Source organism: Staphylococcus sp. HMSC077D08, from assembly GCF_001837945.1.
Taxonomy (GTDB): Bacteria; Bacillota; Bacilli; order Staphylococcales; family Staphylococcaceae; genus Staphylococcus; species Staphylococcus epidermidis.
This window is the reverse complement of the sequence record NZ_KV834805.1, coordinates 59431-79635: the sequence shown is the minus strand read 5'-3', so window position 1 is coordinate 79635 and position 20205 is coordinate 59431. Positions and strand designations below refer to the sequence as shown.

21 protein-coding genes and 2 pseudogenes are annotated in these 20205 nt (G+C 29.0%); 16 read left to right on the top strand and 7 right to left on the bottom strand.

Going from position 1 to position 20205, the window contains the following annotated elements:
- Positions 1–205 (top strand): annotated as a pseudogene (locus tag HMPREF2663_RS12770) (terminase small subunit); the annotation flags it as partial.
- 81 nt (positions 206–286) lie between these two features.
- Here HMPREF2663_RS12770 and HMPREF2663_RS09085 read toward each other — a convergent pair.
- Positions 287–622, bottom strand: coding sequence for a hypothetical protein (locus HMPREF2663_RS09085; RefSeq protein WP_070846274.1), 336 nt, complete (start codon positions 620–622; stop codon positions 287–289).
- Positions 623–624: 2 nt separating this feature from the next.
- Positions 625–1821 (bottom strand): hypothetical protein, encoded by a 1197-nt coding sequence (locus HMPREF2663_RS09080; RefSeq protein ID WP_002499990.1) that lies wholly within the window; start codon positions 1819–1821, stop codon positions 625–627.
- A 37-nt stretch (positions 1822–1858) separates the two neighbouring features.
- On the opposite strand from HMPREF2663_RS09080, the gene HMPREF2663_RS09075 reads away from it, so the two are divergent.
- From HMPREF2663_RS09075 to HMPREF2663_RS09060, 4 genes are all read left to right on the top strand, one after another.
- Positions 1859–2236: a DUF1433 domain-containing protein gene (locus HMPREF2663_RS09075; protein ID WP_371106695.1), complete on the top strand. Its 378-nt coding sequence runs from the start codon at positions 1859–1861 to the stop codon at positions 2234–2236.
- A gap of 806 nt (positions 2237–3042) precedes the next feature.
- On the top strand, positions 3043–3501 hold the full coding sequence (locus tag HMPREF2663_RS09070; protein ID WP_070846273.1) for a GyrI-like domain-containing protein: 459 nt from the start codon (positions 3043–3045) through the stop codon (positions 3499–3501).
- 214 nt (positions 3502–3715) lie between these two features.
- On the top strand, positions 3716–4132 hold the full coding sequence (locus HMPREF2663_RS09065; RefSeq protein WP_070846271.1) for a hypothetical protein: 417 nt from the start codon (positions 3716–3718) through the stop codon (positions 4130–4132).
- Between the two features lie 675 nt (positions 4133–4807).
- Positions 4808–5989, top strand: a complete 1182-nt coding sequence (locus HMPREF2663_RS09060; RefSeq protein WP_070846269.1) for an LPXTG cell wall anchor domain-containing protein — start codon at positions 4808–4810, stop codon at positions 5987–5989.
- 427 nt (positions 5990–6416) lie between these two features.
- Here HMPREF2663_RS09060 and HMPREF2663_RS09055 read toward each other — a convergent pair whose 3' ends face one another.
- Positions 6417–7703, bottom strand: a complete 1287-nt coding sequence (locus HMPREF2663_RS09055; protein ID WP_070846279.1) for an aminotransferase class I/II-fold pyridoxal phosphate-dependent enzyme — start codon at positions 7701–7703, stop codon at positions 6417–6419.
- Positions 7704–8178: 475 nt separating this feature from the next.
- On the opposite strand from HMPREF2663_RS09055, the gene HMPREF2663_RS09050 reads away from it, so the two are divergent.
- From HMPREF2663_RS09050 to pmtD, 6 genes are all read left to right on the top strand, one after another.
- Positions 8179–8349: an SE1626 family protein gene (locus HMPREF2663_RS09050; protein ID WP_002447489.1), complete on the top strand. Its 171-nt coding sequence runs from the start codon at positions 8179–8181 to the stop codon at positions 8347–8349.
- Between the two features lie 317 nt (positions 8350–8666).
- Complete coding sequence (locus tag HMPREF2663_RS09045) at positions 8667–9044, top strand: PSM export ABC transporter transcriptional regulator PmtR (protein WP_001830364.1); 378 nt, start codon at positions 8667–8669, stop codon at positions 9042–9044.
- Positions 9044–9958 (top strand): phenol-soluble modulin export ABC transporter ATP-binding protein PmtA, encoded by a 915-nt coding sequence (gene pmtA / locus HMPREF2663_RS09040; protein ID WP_002490544.1) that lies wholly within the window; start codon positions 9044–9046, stop codon positions 9956–9958. Before HMPREF2663_RS09045 ends, pmtA begins: the two co-directional genes overlap by 1 nt.
- Positions 9939–10598 carry a phenol-soluble modulin export ABC transporter permease subunit PmtB gene (gene pmtB, locus HMPREF2663_RS09035; RefSeq protein WP_002497023.1) on the top strand — a complete coding sequence of 220 codons (660 nt, stop codon included), beginning with the start codon at positions 9939–9941 and terminating at the stop codon, positions 10596–10598. Before pmtA ends, pmtB begins: the two co-directional genes overlap by 20 nt.
- A gap of 20 nt (positions 10599–10618) precedes the next feature.
- The gene (gene pmtC / locus HMPREF2663_RS09030) at positions 10619–11491 is read left to right on the top strand and encodes a phenol-soluble modulin export ABC transporter ATP-binding protein PmtC (RefSeq protein ID WP_002457923.1); all 873 of its coding nucleotides are present in this window, start codon (positions 10619–10621) and stop codon (positions 11489–11491) included.
- Positions 11491–12222: a phenol-soluble modulin export ABC transporter permease subunit PmtD gene (pmtD, locus tag HMPREF2663_RS09025; protein ID WP_070846267.1), complete on the top strand. Its 732-nt coding sequence runs from the start codon at positions 11491–11493 to the stop codon at positions 12220–12222. The genes pmtC and pmtD overlap by 1 nt, the downstream gene beginning before the upstream one ends.
- A 130-nt stretch (positions 12223–12352) precedes the next feature.
- Here pmtD and HMPREF2663_RS12410 read toward each other — a convergent pair.
- A pseudogene (locus HMPREF2663_RS12410) lies at positions 12353–12914 on the bottom strand (thioredoxin family protein).
- Between the two features lie 168 nt (positions 12915–13082).
- Here HMPREF2663_RS12410 and HMPREF2663_RS09020 point away from each other — a divergent pair.
- The 3 genes from HMPREF2663_RS09020 to HMPREF2663_RS09010 are packed head-to-tail and all read left to right on the top strand — an operon-like array spanning position 13083 to position 15011.
- Positions 13083–13568, top strand: a complete 486-nt coding sequence (locus HMPREF2663_RS09020; protein ID WP_002457925.1) for a hypothetical protein — start codon at positions 13083–13085, stop codon at positions 13566–13568.
- A 52-nt stretch (positions 13569–13620) separates the two neighbouring features.
- Entirely contained in the window at positions 13621–14178 is a 558-nt protein-coding gene (locus tag HMPREF2663_RS09015; RefSeq protein WP_002447480.1) for a DUF1700 domain-containing protein, read from the top strand.
- Positions 14175–15011 carry a DUF4097 family beta strand repeat-containing protein gene (locus HMPREF2663_RS09010; RefSeq protein WP_070846265.1) on the top strand — a complete coding sequence of 279 codons (837 nt, stop codon included), beginning with the start codon at positions 14175–14177 and terminating at the stop codon, positions 15009–15011. The genes HMPREF2663_RS09015 and HMPREF2663_RS09010 overlap by 4 nt, the downstream gene beginning before the upstream one ends.
- Before the next feature lie 53 nt (positions 15012–15064).
- Here HMPREF2663_RS09010 and HMPREF2663_RS09005 read toward each other — a convergent pair whose 3' ends face one another.
- Positions 15065–16105: a C45 family autoproteolytic acyltransferase/hydrolase gene (locus HMPREF2663_RS09005; protein ID WP_002447478.1), complete on the bottom strand. Its 1041-nt coding sequence runs from the start codon at positions 16103–16105 to the stop codon at positions 15065–15067.
- A gap of 379 nt (positions 16106–16484) precedes the next feature.
- Between HMPREF2663_RS09005 and HMPREF2663_RS09000 the strand changes: the two genes are divergently transcribed.
- The gene (locus HMPREF2663_RS09000) at positions 16485–16655 is read left to right on the top strand and encodes a hypothetical protein (RefSeq protein WP_001830431.1); all 171 of its coding nucleotides are present in this window, start codon (positions 16485–16487) and stop codon (positions 16653–16655) included.
- A gap of 214 nt (positions 16656–16869) precedes the next feature.
- Here HMPREF2663_RS09000 and HMPREF2663_RS08995 read toward each other — a convergent pair whose 3' ends face one another.
- A complete protein-coding gene (locus tag HMPREF2663_RS08995) occupies positions 16870–17268 on the bottom strand; it encodes a YolD-like family protein (protein WP_002447477.1) in 399 nt (132 codons plus the stop codon).
- A gap of 235 nt (positions 17269–17503) precedes the next feature.
- On the opposite strand from HMPREF2663_RS08995, the gene HMPREF2663_RS08990 reads away from it, so the two are divergent.
- Positions 17504–18532 carry a 6-phosphogluconolactonase gene (locus HMPREF2663_RS08990; RefSeq protein ID WP_002491495.1) on the top strand — a complete coding sequence of 343 codons (1029 nt, stop codon included), beginning with the start codon at positions 17504–17506 and terminating at the stop codon, positions 18530–18532.
- Between the two features lie 110 nt (positions 18533–18642).
- On the opposite strand, the gene HMPREF2663_RS08985 is transcribed toward HMPREF2663_RS08990, so the two are convergent.
- Positions 18643–20022: an aldehyde dehydrogenase gene (locus HMPREF2663_RS08985; RefSeq protein ID WP_070846263.1), complete on the bottom strand. Its 1380-nt coding sequence runs from the start codon at positions 20020–20022 to the stop codon at positions 18643–18645.
- Positions 20023–20205 lie beyond the last annotated feature (183 nt).

Genomic DNA, 20205 nt, shown 5'->3' with positions numbered 1-20205 from the left:
CCTATTAAGCCTAGTGATCGCATGAAAGCTCGCGATTTACTCGGTAGATACCATAGCTTATTTACTGAGAAAGTAGATTTAAATGTAGCTACACCAGTGTTTATTGATAGTATTGGTGAAGATGAAGAAAAAGAATGAGAGAGATATAGAAAAGTTAAGTAAACTATATCCGAATGCAGAGTTTCATATTGATGATATTAGGTAGATTTGAGGAGTAAAAAGAAGACGCCGAATATTATGGCGTCTTTAAATTATTTTAAAGTCTTAAATACAGTTAAAGATATTATTAGAGCCATCCATCATAGGTTTTACAACTACGAATACAAGATTCAATTGCTTTTTGATCTTCGACGACCTTTGAATGATATTTACCCATTGTTTCGACCATAGCGTCAGCTGTTTTTCCTTCAAAACCAAATATTAAGGTGCCTTTTAATTCAAATATAGCTTGAATTAAATTTTCAAAGTCATCATTATATTGTTTTAAACTTTGTTTTTCTTTAGATATCATTGATATAACATCAGACTTCATTTCATGTTTTAAGCATTCAAGTTTTATGAATTCGGCATCTTTACGAGCAGTTTCTTTTACACTCTCTTTAGCGCTTTCCAATAGACTCAATGTTATTCCTCCTCAAACATTTGATACATTTCACTTAATTCTTTATCTCGATTTTCCATCTTTTGGCCGGCATCTACAATTTTTTCAGCGAGTTGTTCTAATTGCTTTTTATGTGAATGTAAATCAGATATGGTAGCATCAAATTCTGTTTTATCATAAAAATCATATTTGCCAGATTTAGTAAGCTCTTCCATATAATTTTCTATGTCAGAGGTATGTATATATTTATAGTTCCCAGATGAAATTAAATCCTTGTACTTTTCTTCAATTTGTCTAGCACGTTTTTTAGAATGTTCCTCATAATCTTCCAATCGTTGAATTGCTTGGTTAATAGCTTTTAAATCGCTGCTTAATTTTTCAGCGATAGCTTTTGCTTTGTCTGAATCAATTTTTATTTTTACATTGTCACCACTGAAATTAAAAAATTTAAGTCCATGTGCTAGCATAGGGTTATTTAAGTCAATGAGTGATTGACGTTTGACATCTTCAACAAAAATATTCATACCGATTTTTTCTTTGCCTAAATCATACATACCAATAGCATCTGACGTATGTGTATAATCGACAATTTTCTTTTCAAATTTTTTGGCATCAAAATTTCGTTTAACATTATCGGGTAAAAGATTATAACCGTTAGGAGCTGAAAAAGTTTTAGTTTGGTCAAAATTATGCATAACTGCCATAACTTGAGCAATTGTACCACCTAAACTATGACCCGAACCATATACGTGCTTATAGTTACCTTCCTTAAGCACAGATTCAGTCCAAATATTAGCTTCGTCAAATTGTGAATTTTTAGCTGTATTATCTGGATATTTATAGTCAATTGTTTTGTTGTTTAAGTCTTTATAATCATTATATAATTTAACATCTTTTGGATTAGATTTAATTTGATTATTAAAGACGCTAGAAAGAGCCAGTTTCATATCAGTACCTAAATCAGCTTCTTCTTTAGGGTTAGTTCCAGCATAAATCATATAAACCGTATCATTATCAACTTTTCCATCATTGCCTATTGGCGATACTGCCATAGCTTGAAAACCATTTCCTTTATCAACTCGTGATGCTTGGATTTTGAAATTCTGTATACTATCATCATTATTTTTAATTTTAGTAGTTCTACTTTTTATAATATTTTGATTATAACTATTACCAGAAAGTTTATGATATGTGTTATCTTTATTATATAGTTTATCCATTATTTCACCTCGAAGGAATGATTATTTGAATAAAAAAATAATTTTAATATTCATTACATTAATTAGTGTAATATTAATTGTTGGAGGCGTCTATTTAAAAATGAAAAATGACAAACAAAAAGAACAAGAACAAAAGTATTACAATGAACAAAAAGAAAGAATAGAACTTTTTATGAAACATAATGTTAAGGGATATAAGAATACACATTTCACTAAAATTGAAAGAAATCCAATGGATGGTTATGATGTTAGTGGATATGTAAATGGTGATAAAAATAAATCTTTTACTGCGGGTATAAGATCTACAGAAGACTTTCAGTTTGATGGAGATATAACAAGTTCTAATAATCTTGAAGTATTGTATCATAAAAATATAAAGTCCGTTTCAGAAATAGAAAAAGAACGATCAAAATGAATAAAAAGTGATTAACATCACTGTTTATATAGTGTTTTTTACCTTTAGAAACGCCCTGTGTTGCAGTGGGGAATGAGTTTGTGTATCAAACTATTATGGGTACAATAGTGTACCTATGTAGATACTAGTTAAGATACTACATTTTACTACAAAGCTCATAATTGAGCCCTGAATATTAATAGGGGACAATACAAAATTGGATAGTCGTTTTATACAATAACATACGTCGTAACCCTAAAATTCAAGGTGTACTTTAGTGGATAAATAAGAATATTGCTAATTTAAAGGGCAAAAAAAGGGCATAATTTTGATAATAAGGGCAAATTAAATAGTTAGTACACGGACTAGTTAAATAAATCGTTTAAACGTCACTCATTGAGTGGCGTTTTTTTATATAAATACTAATAGTAATATTGTGCTTAATGAGCTATAATAAATAATATAATTTATTTAGCTGGGAATCTTTAATAAAGCTGATAAATCCCCAGCTTGAAATTAGTCTCGTTATCTTAACATTAATTATAATACGCAAATTGATAAAATATAGAAAGCGAGTGAAGTCTATGATAAAAAATAATATACAAAGTATAATCTTAGATTTAGCAACAAATGGATTGTATGATTTATTAAAAGCAGGGACTTCAATTTCGAGCTAAATAAATTATATCGCTACTAATAAGCATGCGAGCAAGTTAAATATATTTTTAACGTCACTTACGAGTGGCGTTTTTTGTATTTTAAGAAATTTTTTAATACATATTGTAATAAATTTTAACTCGGGTTAGCCTATTGTTGGAGGTGCTAAAATGAACTATAAAATCGAAGTTTTAGATGATTGTAATGTGATCTATGTTAGAAATAAAGGTAAGTATGGTAGTAATAAGAATTATGAAATGATGAAGAATTTTAAAGAGTGGATTAAAGAAAATAGTTATTGGAGATATGTTGAGACTAACGGAATATTAGGTGTAGCATTAGATGATCCACAAATTGTCGAAGAAGAATCATGTAGATATGATTTAGTTTTAAAAATAGACGAAGATGTAAAGATAAATGATTTTATAAATTCTCGAAGTTTTACGGGAGGAAAATATGTTGTTTTTGCAATACCACATACAACAAAAGACGTGAAAGACTTCTATTCTAATTTACCAAACATTATAGATAACAATAATTTGAGAGTAAAAAATGAACCTATATTAGAGCGTTATAAGGAAGAAGAGGGAAAAGATAAGTATTGCGAAGTACTAATTCCAATTTTATAATTCTGAGAAACGTCCTGTGTTGCAGTGAGGATTGAGTTTGTGTGACTGTGTAGGTTGATTTAAGGAGAACATAATATGCTAGTTGAAACAGTTTTTGTTAGATAGCAAAATATATAGATATCTTAACACTTAAGAATAATTAAATAACAGTTTTGAAGTATGTAACTTTTATTATTTTTTATTGATATAATTAGTAAAAAATAGGAGTGATCCAATGGGTAGATTATTTGAAGAATTAAAGTATTGTGGATTTAATTTTATTTTATTATTATTTGGTTACTTAACTTTCTATAGACCTGCAAATGAATCTAGGGAGGTTTTTCAAAAGGAATATGGTGATAAGATAAAACTTTCTCATTTTTTTAATGATGGTTATAGAAGTATTGGCATGGAACATATAAGTCTATACTTCTATGCAATTGTAATATTTATAATCGTTATTGTAATAGCAATTATAATTCTGAAACAAGTGACTCAAGTTTTATATTCTCCTTTTATACAAATACTTATCTCAATAACATTAATAGTCATGTCATTATACAGTATGATTAATACATATATTGCATCAATTGTGCTGGCAGCAGTATTTATTGGACTTGTTATTTGGGCATTTACTAATGATTCACATTAAAGATGAAGATTTAAAATGATTCACGTTATTTAATATGATCATTGCCACAAATTCATGCTACTTTTTCAATTTTAATGTTTTAGTGTTAGTATACAATGGTTTGATATACTATTTTGAATGACATAATTATGACATAATGGAATGCAAAAACAAAAAATAATCGTATCTAAAGAAATTGTAATTATTGATTTAATAGGATTTTATACATGTATTAAGGTTTATTTTTAGTGGTACTTAATGCCAGGTATGATGTAGATATTTTATTGATTTTAGACTTCAATATAAATATTTAATTTAAATTACTAAAAAGCTTCTCAAAAGTTGAATAGACTTTTGAGAAGCTTTTTTAGGTATGAGTTAAAATTATCGTAATTACAAAAACGTTAGATATCTCACTATATAGTAAAGTTATAATGTTTAGTCAGTAAAGCTCTGAGAAATCAACGATTTTAATGCAGTTATAAAAATGTTATCTCAATGTTGAAAGTAATAAAAAGTCTTTAGTATTATTCGGTAATTTTAAATTGTGAAAAATTAAAATACATGATATATTATAAATTAAATAACGTATTGTGTATATTTTGTTCGATTATGCTCACACTGTAAATCTCAGTATCATAGGCATATGATATCGAAATTTAATTTAAATCAAAAAATTAGGAGGCACATACAACTATGAAAGACATCAAACCTAATAATTCGAAATTAATACAAACATATTTAAGTAAGAAAACTATAAGATATGGCACAGCAAGTGCATTAACATTGGCACTCTATTTATTTAACAGTAACGTAACTGTGTATGCGGATGAAAATACTGCAAATCAAGGAACATCACCAAAAACTTCACAGACAGCACCTACAAATAATAATGAAAATACAGATGCAACAGCCGTAACAACAGATCAAAATAATAATGATGAAGAAGAATACGATGCGTCATATGAACTACCAATTCTTTATGTAACTGTCTGGCTAGATGATCAAGGAAATATTATTAAAGATGCTGTGGAAGATGCTAAAACCCCTGCTTCAGAAAGGCAACCGGTGAAAATTCCTGGGTACCAACATTATAGAACTTCTGTGAGTGACGGAATTACTAAGTTTATTTATCGTAAAATTAGCACTGCACAATCACCTATAGTTGAAAATAATCAACAAAATAATAATACAAATAAAGTTGTTGAAACAACCAATCAAAATAAAGATGAAGTGAATGGAAAAGAACAAAATCAAGCAAATACTTCAGTAACAAATACACAAATTACCAAAAACGAGAAAGACGAAGACACAAAAACACTACAGAAAGATAAAGACGAGAAAGAATCTAAAGACACCAAAACACCAAAGAAAGACAAAGAAAATAAAGACACAAAAACTCCGAAGAAAGATAGAGAGGAGAAAAAACCAGTAATAACAAGTAATGGTAAAGACGAGAAAGACGAAGACAGAAAAACACCAAAAAAAGACAAAGAAGAAAAAATCACAAAAACTCCGAAGAAAGATAGAGAGGAGAAAAAACCAGTAATACCAAGTAACGGTAAAGTCGAGAAAGACGAAGACAGAAAAACATCAAAAAAAGACAAAGAAGAAAAAATCGCAAAAACTTCGAAGAAAGATAGAGAGGAGAAAAGCCCAGCAATACCAAAAAGCGACATAGACGAGAAAGACACAAAAATAACTAAGAAAGACAAAGTAGACGAAATTACAAAAATTTCTAAGAAAGATAATAACAATGATGTACAAGATAAATTACCGGAAACAGGTAAATCAAACGATATTCAAAATCCTGCTTTAATAATGTTACTTGCTGGTTTAGGTTTATTAGGATTATTTAGAAATAAAATAAGAGAATAGTTAGTCATAGAGTGTGGGTCTACAATCCACACTTTTTCTATTTAAAAACTTAAAGAATAGGGTGGCGAGTGTAGTTACTTGATAAATAATCATTGTAGAAAAATCACAGAGGCTCAACTTCGAGATAATGGAGATAGAAATCAAAAGTCAAAAACTAATGTACTGAGTATCAATATATTCGTTTTAGCTTTTGTACTTAAATCACAAAAATAAAACAATAAATTATTAAAGGGTCGACTAACTAAATTGTGAAGATTCTTAAAATTTATATCCGAAGAAAATATAATTAATATTTTTTAGTAAAAATAACATCATATCAAATTAAATAAAAAGGTTTTAACACATAGTTTTCAAGAGCAAATCAATCAAGAAAAGAATAGAACTGGGACTGCGAATAGAGAGCATTCATAATCCCAGCCCCTTAAAGTTATTTAATATCATCAATTGCATTAGCAATAGACTCAAAGACATAAGGAATATCCTCTTTTTCTACACAACTAAAGGCAATACGAATATCTGTGCTATTTAAAGCAATAATACCAATTGAATAGTTATTAATTAAATGTTTACGTAATTCTTCCGGATCGACTTGATTTAATTTCAATGACATAAAGTATCCTGAATTAAAGTCATAGGCTTGCCAATATTTAGCATATTTATTATCATATACCACTTGTTTAGTTACTTCGTAGCGTTCTTTTAAAATATTGATATTTTGATCGATTTCTTTATCAAATTGCTCATGATGTTTAAGTACATGTTTGATAGCACTCTGAGAAGGTAGTGGAGAACTTGAAATATTGCTACGAATCAATCCTTTTACTTTAGCTTCTAATGCATTTTTTAACGTTTCATGATTAATTCCAAACGTCATAAAGCCAACTCGGAAGCCCCAAGAGAAGAATTCTTTAGTAGCTCCATCCAAACGCACTGGTAAAAGGTTTGAAGATTTAACCTGTGTTAAAGCCGTGAAAATCGACTGTTGGTAAACTTCTTCATAAAATAACCCATAGTATGCATCATCGACAACAGTTACTACTTTAGTACCTTTATTAGCTAATTCTTCAATTGCATGTACAATAGTATTAACTTCTTCTCTATTTGGTGTGTAACCAGTTGGGTTATTAGGATAATTTAAAATCATAATCACTTTGTCGTTTTTATATTCTTTTAATGTTTTTACAAGCTCAGATGTAGTGAAGTGTCCTGAGTCATCAAAAATAGAATACGTATCGATATGAGCACCGTGACGTGTACTAAATACAAGTTTATAATTGCCCCAGTTGTGTGTCGGTAATAAGATGGTATCTTCTGTATCTACAAATAAATCAGCTACTAGAGAAAGACCGTGCGTGAGCGCGTTTGTAACGATGGGACGAGAGATAGATTTTGACTTTAAGTCGGGATTTTCTTTAAGCATTTTTTTCTGCCATAAATCACGTAATTCCTCTACACCTTGAGGAGGTGCATATGGGAAAATTTCATCCGGTGTAAGGTCATTAAACATTTGGTTAAGTGAATCTGCATACATTTTACCTTCTTTTTTGGTTGCCATACCAATAGTAGCATTATATGTAGTACGTTTTGCTTCGGCGGATTGTGATAAAATTCCTTTTGGATAAAACATTTCTTTACCTAATTGTGACATCATATCTAATACTTCTGGGCTTGATTGCTTTATTTCATCATTCAATTTTTGGGCTAATGGATTCATCATTGTCTTAACCTCTTTTCAATAAAGTGTTTATATATATATTATCTTGTATTGCTTTAAAGATAAAGTGTTGTACTAAAGTTATAAATTAAAAATTATCTACCAAAAACAGAACATATGTTCTGTTTTTGTGTTAAACTATTGATAGGTCATCATATTATATGACACTCATCTTTTTGGGAGGTGTAGTATAATGACGTGGTGGCAAGATGGAATCATAACATTAATTACCGGTGGCATACTCATTGTCTTTCGTATTTGGTTGGAAATAAAATGGAAAGGCAAATAGATGACCAAAAAACCCCAAGTCTGCTGGTACCAGACTTGGGGTTGTGTAGTATAATACGTGGATACAATTAAATTGTAACACTGTACTAAATAGACCGCAAACAATATTATATAAAGTGATGCTATTGAGTGTGGTTCATAGTTTTGTTTTAATTTGATATACTTTTATATTACTGAGGTGAAATAAATGAAACACTTGACTAAAATATTTGTTGGATTAGCTATTGTACTATTTATAGTAGGGTATTATTTACAAGCGACAGATCATGATTCGCAAGGGGTAAAATTATTGCTAGCAGCAATTATGTTCATGATTTGTGCTTTTATCAATAGACATAACGAGCGTAAAAAAAAATAGATACATTCATGTGATAAAACTTCAAATATTACTTTAAGTTTTAAGTACATAAAATCAAACAGGTGAAGTATATTTTGCTATTTTAACTGTAATTTTAAAAGGATCATTAGTAAATATTTGGCAAAATTTGGTAAAATATTTAATTTTAGGATGAAATGTAGAATTCAAATGAATTCAGTTTCATCCTTTTTGTATATAGATGATATACACAGTATATTCCTGATGAAGTAGAGATTACTACAATTTTTCCGAAATCACTTTACAAAAGTGTGTATATTGTATATATTATGTATATACAGATGAAAAGGGGGACATCAATGAAAATAATTTTGAAGAACAATAGTGAAAGTCCTATATATGAACAGATTAAGCAACAAATTAAAGAAAATGTTTTGAAAGGTTATGTTTCCCCTGGTGAACATCTTCCATCAATGCGTGAGTTAGCTAAAGATTTAAAAGTGAGTTTAATAACGACAAAACGAGCATATGAAGATTTGGAAAAAGATGGGTTTGTAACAACGATTAGAGGTAAAGGAACCTTTGTAAAGGAACAAGATAATTCTATTTTAAAAGAAAAGCAATTTTTTGTTATTGAAAATTTAGCTCATTCTATGTCAAAAGAAGCCAAAACAATTGGAATGCCTTTAGAGGAATTAATAGAAATATTGACTATGATTTATGAGGAGGACGACTAATGAACGCGATAGAACTTAAAGATGTTAATTATCGATCTAACGCATTTCAATTGCAAGATGTCTCCTTCAATGTTCCTAAAGGATATGTTACAGGTTTTATAGGTGGAAATGGTGCGGGGAAAACTACAATAATACGATTAATTATGGATTTAATTCAATCTGAAAGTGGTACGATCACTGTTTTTGAGAAAGATATAAAAATCCATCCTCGTGAAATAAAAAATAAAATTGGATTTGTGTATTCTGAGATTTATTTTAATCAAAAATGGACAGTAAAAAAATTAGAAAATATCATTGCCCCTTTTTATGATCGTTGGGATCATGAAATATTTATAAAATATTTAAATTTTTTTCAGCTTCCATATAAAAATAAAATAAAAACTTTCTCAACTGGTATGAAAATGAAACTATCGTTAGCAATTGCATTCAGTCATCATGCAGAATTATTTATCCTAGATGAACCAACATCAGGGTTAGACCCGTTAATAAGAAATGAATTACTTGAAATTATTCAACAAGAATTGATAGATGAAAATAAGACAGTTTTCTTTTCAACACATATTATTTCTGATTTGGAAAAAATTGCAGATTATATCGTTTTTCTCAGTGAGGGTGAAATCATATTCAATGAGTCTAGGGATAAACTATCGCAAAAATACAAAATCGTTAGTGGTTCTAATGAAGACTTAGATGAAGAGTTGAATGAACTCTTGATATACAAAGAAAGTAAGCAAACAGGCTATATTGGTTTAACAGAATATTATCAAACATTTAATGAACTATTTGGTAGTGGCGTTGAAATAAAAGATGCATCTATAGAACAATTGATGATTTATTTAGAAAAAAGTAAACAGGAACGAAATACAAATTCAAAACACAAAGTGAGATTTAACTATGAAGCAATTAATGATTAGAAACATAAAATTACGTAGTTGGACATTAATTCTTTACGCATTATTGCTTTTATTCTTCCCCATTTATCATTTGTTAAATAAAGATACACCATTATATTCAATTATCTCAGGACCAATCGGATTAATACTGACGATGATATGCTTGATAGATATAGGTCATTTATTTAGAGTTAACCGTAGATTAGGTGGTTCATCTTCATATTATTTCTTTTATAGTTTGCCTGTTTCAAAGAAAGATTTGCTTAACGCTAATTACATGACGTGTATTTTATTAACTTTTATAGGTGCGCTTATCATTAGTTTATATGGATACAATACAAGCACAATAAAAACAGATTCGATTTATTTTTCGACGACTTTTTCATTCATTGTAGGAAATTTCTTTTCTATACCTATAGCGTTTAGTAAGAGTACTGAACGTAAAGATCGAGATATCCCATATTTAGCTTATATTGTAGGGATTATGGTGGTTCTGCCATTTACTTTATCGGTCGTTTTCATCTTAATCAATTATCTTACACACAATGATAGCCATATCCCAATGATATACTCATATTTCTTAAATTATGGTCTATTAGTTATAAGTAGCATTTTCTTAGTCATTAATTATTTGATTCAAATTAAAAAAATAAAGAATTAACATTTTTAAGGAGGTCTATGATGAAATTACAACATATCACAAAAAAATATGGTCAAAATACTGTTTTAGACGATATAGATTTTGATTTTGGCGAGAGTCAAATCGTTGGTCTTATCGGTAAAAATGGAGTTGGTAAAACAACTTTGATGAAGGTCATGAATAATAACATTATTAACTATCAAGGAAAGGTCGACATGCCTAAAAGTGAGAATGTTGGCTATTTAATTGAGCATCCTAAGTTATATGGAAATAAGACAGGTTTATTTAACTTAAAATTATTTGCACAAGTATTAGGCGATGGTTTCGATAAGGAATATGCAAATCATATTATTGAAGCTTTTGGAATGAAACCATATATCAAGAAAAAAGTTAACAAATATTCAATGGGAATGAAACAAAAATTATCAATTGCAGTTTCATTAATGAACAAACCTAAATACTTAATTTTAGATGAACCTACAAATGGTATGGATCCAGATGGTTCGATAGATGTACTAAAGACAATTCAATCACTTGTTCAACAATTAGAAATGAAAATATTAATCTCAAGTCATAAATTAGAAGACATTGAATTGATTTGTGATAGAGCAGTATTTCTTAGAGATGGTAAGTTCGTTCAAGATGTAGATATGAAAGATGGGGGACCAGAGGATAGTACCATTCTTACTTTACAAAAAGATGACTTTAATAAAGCTTTAGATTATCTTTCTGAAAACTTTAAAGTACAGCAGTCTCAAAAAGAATCTGGAGAAATTATCATTAAAGCTCAAAATGATTATAGAGAGTTACTTAAATCGTTATCCCAACTAGATATTTATCCAAAATATATTGAAACACGTAAAAGTTCACTACGTGATACTTACTTTAATATTAATCAAAGAGGTGATAAATAATGAAGAGCTTACAATTAGTCAAATATGATTTAATTAGTATACTTAAAAGTCCGTATACTTATTTAGCATTTATACTTGTAATTGGAATGACGGTATTCCAAGCTAGCATGATGGCAAATTATAGTTCTGCACATAAAGTTAATATAGATATGGTTTTTAATTTAGCTAATTGGCTTTTCTTGTTTGCTGGACTTTTATTCATTATAAAAACAATAACAAGAGATTACTCACAAGGTACTATACAATTGTTTATGAGCAGAATAACTAGCAGAATGGGCTATATCATTACTAAAACAGTAACTATTGTATTAATTTCATTCTTATTTACAATTATTCACTACTTGGTAATAATTATTATACAATCTACAACTAAAAGTGAAAAAATAGATGGAGATAGATTTTTAAATAATATTTGGTTTTACCTTATTTTCTTTTTATTCTTTGGATTATTCTTATTATTAATCACTTTAATAGTAGAAAAACCTGCTGTCATATTTACTCTAGGTATTTTCTTAATACTCATCGTTCCGTTTATTCAGCCATTTATTCCAATGATTCCGAATATTGGCGATGATATTCAAGATTCATTTAAATATATACCATTTACGTATTTAACTGAAAAAATGACTGGTGAGATTAAATTCTCTCATTGGCAATGGTTTATCTCTATTGCATCAATAGTGGTCTTATTTATTGCAAATATGTTATATGCCTCAAAGAGAGATATTTAAATAATAAAACGTGGAGAAGTTAGTTAAGTGACTCAGACATATAAAAATTGTTTAGTCATTAATTAAAATTTATGAGGTGTATTTTATAGGGTGGGACATAGAATTCATGACGAGTTCTGTCCCACTCGTTTTATTTATATACAAGTAGATTTATTATTGAGTTAAAACTGATTCCAAAATATTGAATTAATTTTATACCTTTGACTAATAATGATATGTGTTTCTTTAAGTCAATCCTCAAAAATTAGGATGGGTTTTATCTGGCAACTTATTACTTCTAATTTTATTGACAAAATTTGTACTTCTTTTGCTTTTGGTCCCCAAACTGTTAATCGTTTGAATAAATCGTTCATGAAGACAAAGATAGGGATAGCACTTGATTAACTATTTGTTAAATATTGATCAATCAGATGTGTATCATCATCTCTATGAAAAACTCTTGCTTCGATGTTCAGAAATTCAATAATATACTTTAATATTAGAATGTTAATCATGGCATCGCCACACCAATACTCTTTAATTATAAGCACCTTAGAATAATTCGATTCTCTTAATTGGTTTAAACGTGCATCATTAAGTGGTAGGTGGAAGAAATTATAAATGGATAATAAATTGTCTTTATTTACTTGTATTTCCTTAATGAATTCATTGAGTGTTTGACTTTTATTAAAATAAGTTTCTAAATTTCTTATATAAAAACCCTCCCTTGAATAATTTAAAATGTTATATCAATTTTTTGAGTTTAAAGAAATTAAAATAACTTAATATATGTATATTAAATAATGTGACTATCTTGTTAGATGAAACTACATTGTGCATATGCTATATTAATTAGAACAAGAGTGAAAGTGGTGACTCAGGTGCGAATTCAAAGTAGATGGTTAATATTCGCTATTTTTTTAACTGGAGCTATTTCTTTATTGATAGGTTTGACTTATTACAAAAGTATAAAATCTGTGGATTTATCTGGTTACAGTGTGAATCAAATTAGTTTAAATCATGGTTTTAATCAAAAAGGATTTGTGGTTAATAAGAAAATTAAATTAGATAGATATACCTTTTACAATGATAAAAATCATAAAGATTTTACAGTAAAAGTAAAAAATAAAACGCATAAGGTTAAAGGCATGGTTTTAGTCAAAGATGATAAAGTTGAAACAAATTTTGGTGTTAAAATGGGTGACCCAATTGATAAAGTCATCAATAAATTGGGAGAAAACTACAAGATTAATAAAGTAGGTAAAAATTATCACTCAATGACATATGTAGACCGTTTTAATAAACTGAAATTAAACATTTTATATAAAGATAACATTGTTAAAAGAATTGAGTTCTTTAGTAAATAATAATCAAAAAGTATTAGATATTTTTTAGTTCAGATTGAGAGCGTGCGTAAATATGGATAAAATAACCTTCTTAAATGAATTAGAATTAGCTTTAGATGATTTACCTAGAGAAGAAAAAGATAGTATTATGCACAAGTATGAAAACTTATTCTATGAAGAAGAGTTGAAAGGGATTAGTGAATCACAAATTATAAAAAAGTTAAATGATCCTTATCATATTTCCAAAGAAGTAAAAGCTAGAAGTGCTATTCATTATGCTAGTTACAAACCAACCTTAGCAAACATCGTAAGAGCAATACTAGCATCGTTAAGTCTTGGTATTTTGTCGTTATTTATCATTTTAATACCGGTTGTTATCATTGCATTACTTATTCTACTCTGTTTCCTTATTTCTATTTGTTTTATCTTTGCACCATTTGTTTTATTATTTTATTCAGTATTACATGGTTTCGAAAATGCTATAAGTAATGTGTTTTTTTCAATTTCTTTTACAGGTTTAGGAATTATGTTTATTGTTATTACTTTGAAAATTGGTGAAATAATTCATAAACTTATTTTGAAATATCTTCTTTGGTATATAAAGACTGTTAAAGGAAGCGTTAAAGAATGAAAAAGCTTTTTATTAGTGGTTTAATCATATTTATCATTTTCTTTGCTAGTGGTACTATGACGTGGTTTACTATAGATAAAAACAAATACGATAATCGACATTATAACAAAACTATAAATAGTAAAATTGAACATTTATCAATAAGTACAGTAACAACCAATGTTAATGTAATTTCTGGGAAAAAATTAGCCGTTTATTTTACTGGAGATAATAAAATAAATGTTACAAAAAATAATAAAAGGTTAAGTATTAAAGAAAAACGTGCAGTAGATAGAGGATATGGATTAAATTTTAATCCATTTCACTCAAATAATAGGAAGCTAACAATTGTTGTACCAGAAAAAGACCTTAAATCTCTTAATATTCAATCGTTATTGGGAGAAATTGATTTAAATCAAGTGAATTTGAAACATGTTTCATTGGAAACAGATAGAATTATACAACTTAAACGGTCTGAACTCAATCAGCTAAATATCGAATCCTCTAAAGCAAATTTTTATATTACAGACTGTTTAATCAGGGAAGGTCGTATGAAGCTTGATAAGGGCTTAACTCATGTTAAAAATAGTACATTAAGAGATACTGTTTTCTTGGTTAATAGAGGTGATATTTCCATGACGGACATGAAATCTAGCAATGATATAAAAGCTTCTACACAAAAAGGTAATATTAATTACCATTTTGGCGAAAAACCCAAAAACACCTTGCTTAAACTTCATCCTGGTCATGGAAATAAAGAAATTAAAAATCGATATTTCGACAAAGGAAAAGTAGGAAACAGCGATAATATATTGGAATTTTACACTGTGGATGGCGATATTATAATTGAATAAATAATATAAATTATTCGACCCTTTGATTTATTAAGATAGGGTCGAATTTTTAATTAGTATGTGGCAAAAGTTAATGGTGTATCTATTTCGCCTTCAAAGTAATTTATATTCAATTTCTCACCTTTTAACCAATTAGAGAAATTGATTGAGGTTGGATGACTGTTTTGACCTAATGCCATCCATGCTATTAATGAATTAGGTTCATATAGTGAAGTATGAATTGTACCAGACCAACTCTTAAATAGTTTGCTATAGATTTCGTATTGCGGGTCGTTAAATAATTTGAATGCGATATCTTTGTTTGTAGAAGGAGTTGTTTTATTTATTACACGATTTAAGCGTTCTTTAGATTCTCTTGTATAATTTCTATTTTCATGGGTAAGCAATTCAAAATGATTTGTACATATATGTTCATACCTTACATCTATTGATCGAGGTGTAACTTCAACAATGGCATAATTCGAATGTCTATCCATTAGTATATAACTGAATGAACTACGGTGCGGTACTTCTTTTAAAAATTTGATTGCTTCAGTTACATTTTTGCAGTTTTCAAGTATAAGCCGACCAACCATGTAACATACAAATCCATTTTCAGGCTTTTTACGATGCATAAAATTATATGCCATAACTAAACCATACTCGTTCATACCATCCATTCTACCAGTCACTCTTGAAGTCGGTCCTATTTGAGATAATCCCCCGTCATTAGGTTGAAATAATAAGTATCTACCATCATATGTTGCAGGATGATAATCATAATTTCGAACTAAAAAATCACTACCTTTATATACTGTGCAGCCACTGTCCTTTAAATCAGTAAATCGATAATGGCCAAAATTTAAAATCATTTGTTTTGTAGGTAGATTCAATACATCTTGCATGCCAATTATTTCTTCCCAAATCTGTGGTGAATAGACTTGAAATATATCATAGGTTTCTTTGACATCAATATCAAAACGTGGAATTCTCTTTCGCCATTCTTTATTTCGATTTTTTAATAAAGGAGTGGTTTGTAACCAAAGAGCAGTCTTTACTCCTAAATCATAGTGCGAACCGCGATGAGTCATTATATCAGAACGTACTTTTTGCATTTTATAATCTCTCCTTATATTTTTACTTCAATGTAATATAAAAGTAACTTAGTATTAATTGAACTTGATTTGTGTAAATCATACAATCTAAATTAAGACAATGACATTATCTCAATAGGAGTGATCATTCTGAATATTGATAATTACAAAGTAATCACTGATAAATTAAAATCTTGGTTGCTAAGTTGATCTGTGTGTACCATGATTAAAGAAATCATTTAATTGTTTCATTTTAAGCATCTTTAGTTGATATATTATCATAATTTATATTCATATTTAGAATAATTATCCGTAAAAAGGGTATGTATTTAATGACAAAGTTAAGTATGCTATCATTATGAAATGTAGCTATGCATATTAATTATAGAGGTGAAAACTAATGTGGAACTTTATTAAAGGGTTATTCAAATTTGTCTTTAGTTTATTAGCTATTACTACAGTAGTAGTAGGCATCGGTGTAGTTGCCTTTGCTTATATTTTTAAAAAAGACTTTGAAGATATCGAAAGAAAAACGAAAGAAATCGTTTCTGATATCGAAAACAACAATTAATTTATAATAATTTAGGAATAAGCCTGTACATCATTGAGATGTGTAGGCTTATTTTTATTAGTTGATTTTACCAATTATCAGTCAAAATTAATTATTGAATTCTAAAATTAATAATTAAATGGTTTCATTCAGAAAGTCTTTAGATAACGCTAAGTATGTTGGTGGTTATATAAGTGTAAAATGAAAAAATTAATAATAAATTCTCTTGTACTCTTTATATAAAAGAAATATCTATAATATCTAAAAATGAAACTTTATGACGTTCTCTTGAATGAGGAGCAGTACCTTCAATCTCATAATTCATTGAATCAATCCGATGTATAATGAGCTCTATAAAGTTAATATATCCTTCTTCGTAATATTTGATATTGACTGGGCGTGATTGTTGTAGTGCTTCATGTAAATGTATATTTAGTTGCGAAAGTTGGTCGTCTGAAAGCACTGGTCTGCTCACTTTATTTTGATCTATCATATATTGATAAATTGTTTCAAACTGTTCTGGTAAAGTTGCAAATGGTGCCCATTTAACCATACCACGACCGGTAGGAATATTTTTATCTAACATGTCTCGTGGTATATTACGGTAATCCATTTCATTAAATATATCTTTCATTATTCAATCACCTCAATCTTTATAGTATCATTATACGAACATTTGTTCTGTTTTTCAATATAAAGTTTTTAGCAATATAATTGTTCGTGATGTTTTAGTGTGATAGAAGTAATTTCTAATTTGATTTCGTTACTATAAGTAGTAAGGTGATATGTAAAATGACTTTTCGTTGTAAATTAAACATACTTAAAGGTAAAATTGAATCAATGATTAATGATTTTATGGAGGTTTTGGTATGACATTAGGTTATATAGGTTCTTATACTAAAAAGAATGGTAAAGGTATATATCGCTTCAAATTAAATGACGAAACAGGAGTCATTGAAGCGTTAGAAACTGGTTATGAAATTGAAGCGTCAACTTATCTTACTCGTAAGGAATCGTTTTTATATGCGATTACTAAAGAAGGTGAAGAATGTGGTGTAGCTAGTTTTAACATTAAAGAAGATGGACAACTGGAATTAATTAATAAATGTCTAGCATCAAAACAGGGAACTGGCTGTTACATTCAAGTGTCTAGTAATGGTAAATATTTATTTGAAGCGGTTTATGGTGCAGGACTTGCAAGGATTTATAAATTAAATGAAATTACGGGAGCAATAGAGAAATTAATAGAAGAACTTGCGCATGAATTTCCAACTGGCTCACATGAAAGACAAGATTCATCACATGTTCATTTTTTAAATGAAACACCTGATCATAAGTATGTTGTAGCTACTGATTTAGGTACAGATAGAGTTGTAACATACAAATTTGGTGAGGATGGTTTAAACCAATATGCAGTTTCTCAATTCAATAATTCAGACGGACCTCGTCACATCGCTTTTAGTAAAGATGGGCGACACGCGTATATCGTTCATGAGCTATCAAATGAGGTGAGTGTTACAGAATACCAAGATGGTAAGTTCATTGAGCTAGAAAGACATTCAACTATTCCAAGAGACTTTGATGGGGAATCGAAACTAGCAGCAGTAAGACTATCACATGATGGGAAGCACTTATATATAAGTAATAGAGGGCATGATAGTATTGCTATTTTTGAAGTTTTAAAAGATGGCAGGTCACTGAGAAGTATTGAAATACAACCAAGTTACGATGCCTTTCCAAGAGACTTTAATATAACTGAATCAGATAATTATTTAATTTGCGCACATCAAGAAGGAGAATCAAAAGTTTCAATTTTTGAGCGTGATAACATAACTGGCAAACTTTCATTAAAAGATAAAAAAGCTATAGCTAATGAAGGTGTCTGTGTACTACTATAAGATGTCTTTGAATAATATAAAAGCGATATAAAAGCCCTTGAGTGATTATGAGATTAAATAACAAAACTCTGTATATCACTCAAGGGCAATTCATATGGAGATAACTAACACTAGTTCTTGAAGAAGGTTTTAATATATTTAAATTTACCTTTGTATGGAGGGAAAAATAAACTCGATTCTAGACGTGTAGATTTAAATGTATATGATTTCATATGACTAAATGTATCAAAGGAATACTTACCATGATATTGACCTATGCCTGAAGAACCTACGCCACCGAAAGGTAAGTTAGGATTAGCTAAATGCATTAACGTATCGTTAATTGCACCGCCCCCAAATGATAATTCTTCAAGCACTCTATGTGTCATGTTTTCATCTTCGCTAAAAAGATACAAACTTAATGGTTTTGATTTACTTTGGATGATTTCAAGTACTTCATCGAAATTATCATAAGTAATGATAGGCAAAATGGGACCGAATATTTCTTCTTTCATGATTTTATTGTCATTGGTTATATTATCCAAAAGAGTTGGTTCAATATATAAATCTTCCTTAGAACTATTACCTCCAAAAACAACATTATCTTTATGAATTTGAATCAAGTCATTCAACCGATTAAAGTGCTTTTGATTAACAATCCGTCCGAAATCAGGGCTTTTTTCAATATTTTCTCCGTAAAATTCAGTAATTGTTTTTTTAAGCGCTTTTATTAAATCATTTTTAACTTTCCGCTGAACTAATATATAATCTGGAGCGACACACGTTTGACCAGCATTTGTAAATTTACCAAAACTAATACGCTCACTCGCTACTTTGATATTGGTTGTATCATCGACAATAACAGGTGATTTACCGCCAAGTTCAAGAGTAACTGGAATTAATTTTCTTGCTGCAGCTTCATAGACAATTTTTCCGACTTTTTCACTTCCAGTAAAGAATATATAATCAAATGGTAAACTTAATAACGTTTGAGTTTCTTCAATGCCACCTTCAACAACAGAGACGTATGTTTCATCAAATGTATCTTCAATGATGTCCCTAATCACAATAGCAACATGAGGTGTTAACTCTGAAGGTTTAACTATAGCAGTATTTCCGGCAGCTATTGCTCCTATGAGAGGTTCGAAAACTAATTGAACCGGATAATTAAATGGTCCTATAATAAGCACCGTACCGTAAGGTTCTTTTTTAATATAACTCTTTGTAGGGAATAAGTAGAGTGGTGTATCCGTTTGTTTGGTTTTCGACCAATTTTTTAACTCTTTGCGCATTAGTTTTATGCTTTTCAAAAGCATACCTATTTCAGTTGCGTATGCTTCAACCTTACTTTTACCTAAATCTTTATATAAGGCATCTAATAATTCATTTTCATGATTTTTGATATTTTTACTTAGTAATTTAAGTTGTTGTTTTCGGAATTTAAGGTTTTTTGTTTTATGCGTATTAAAAAAAGCTTTACTATTGTTAAATTTATCTCTAATTATTGTCATAAAATTACCTCCAAATTATTTTTTTGGTAAAGAGGTTGAGATAGTCCTGAATATATTAAATGAGAACATAAAAGGATTAGTGATTATTTCTTCTTAAATATAAAAATTTTGTTTAAAAAGTTACAAAAAGGGAGTGGAATAGAATTCATATCGAATTCTTAGTCCACTCCTAAAATTTAGAAC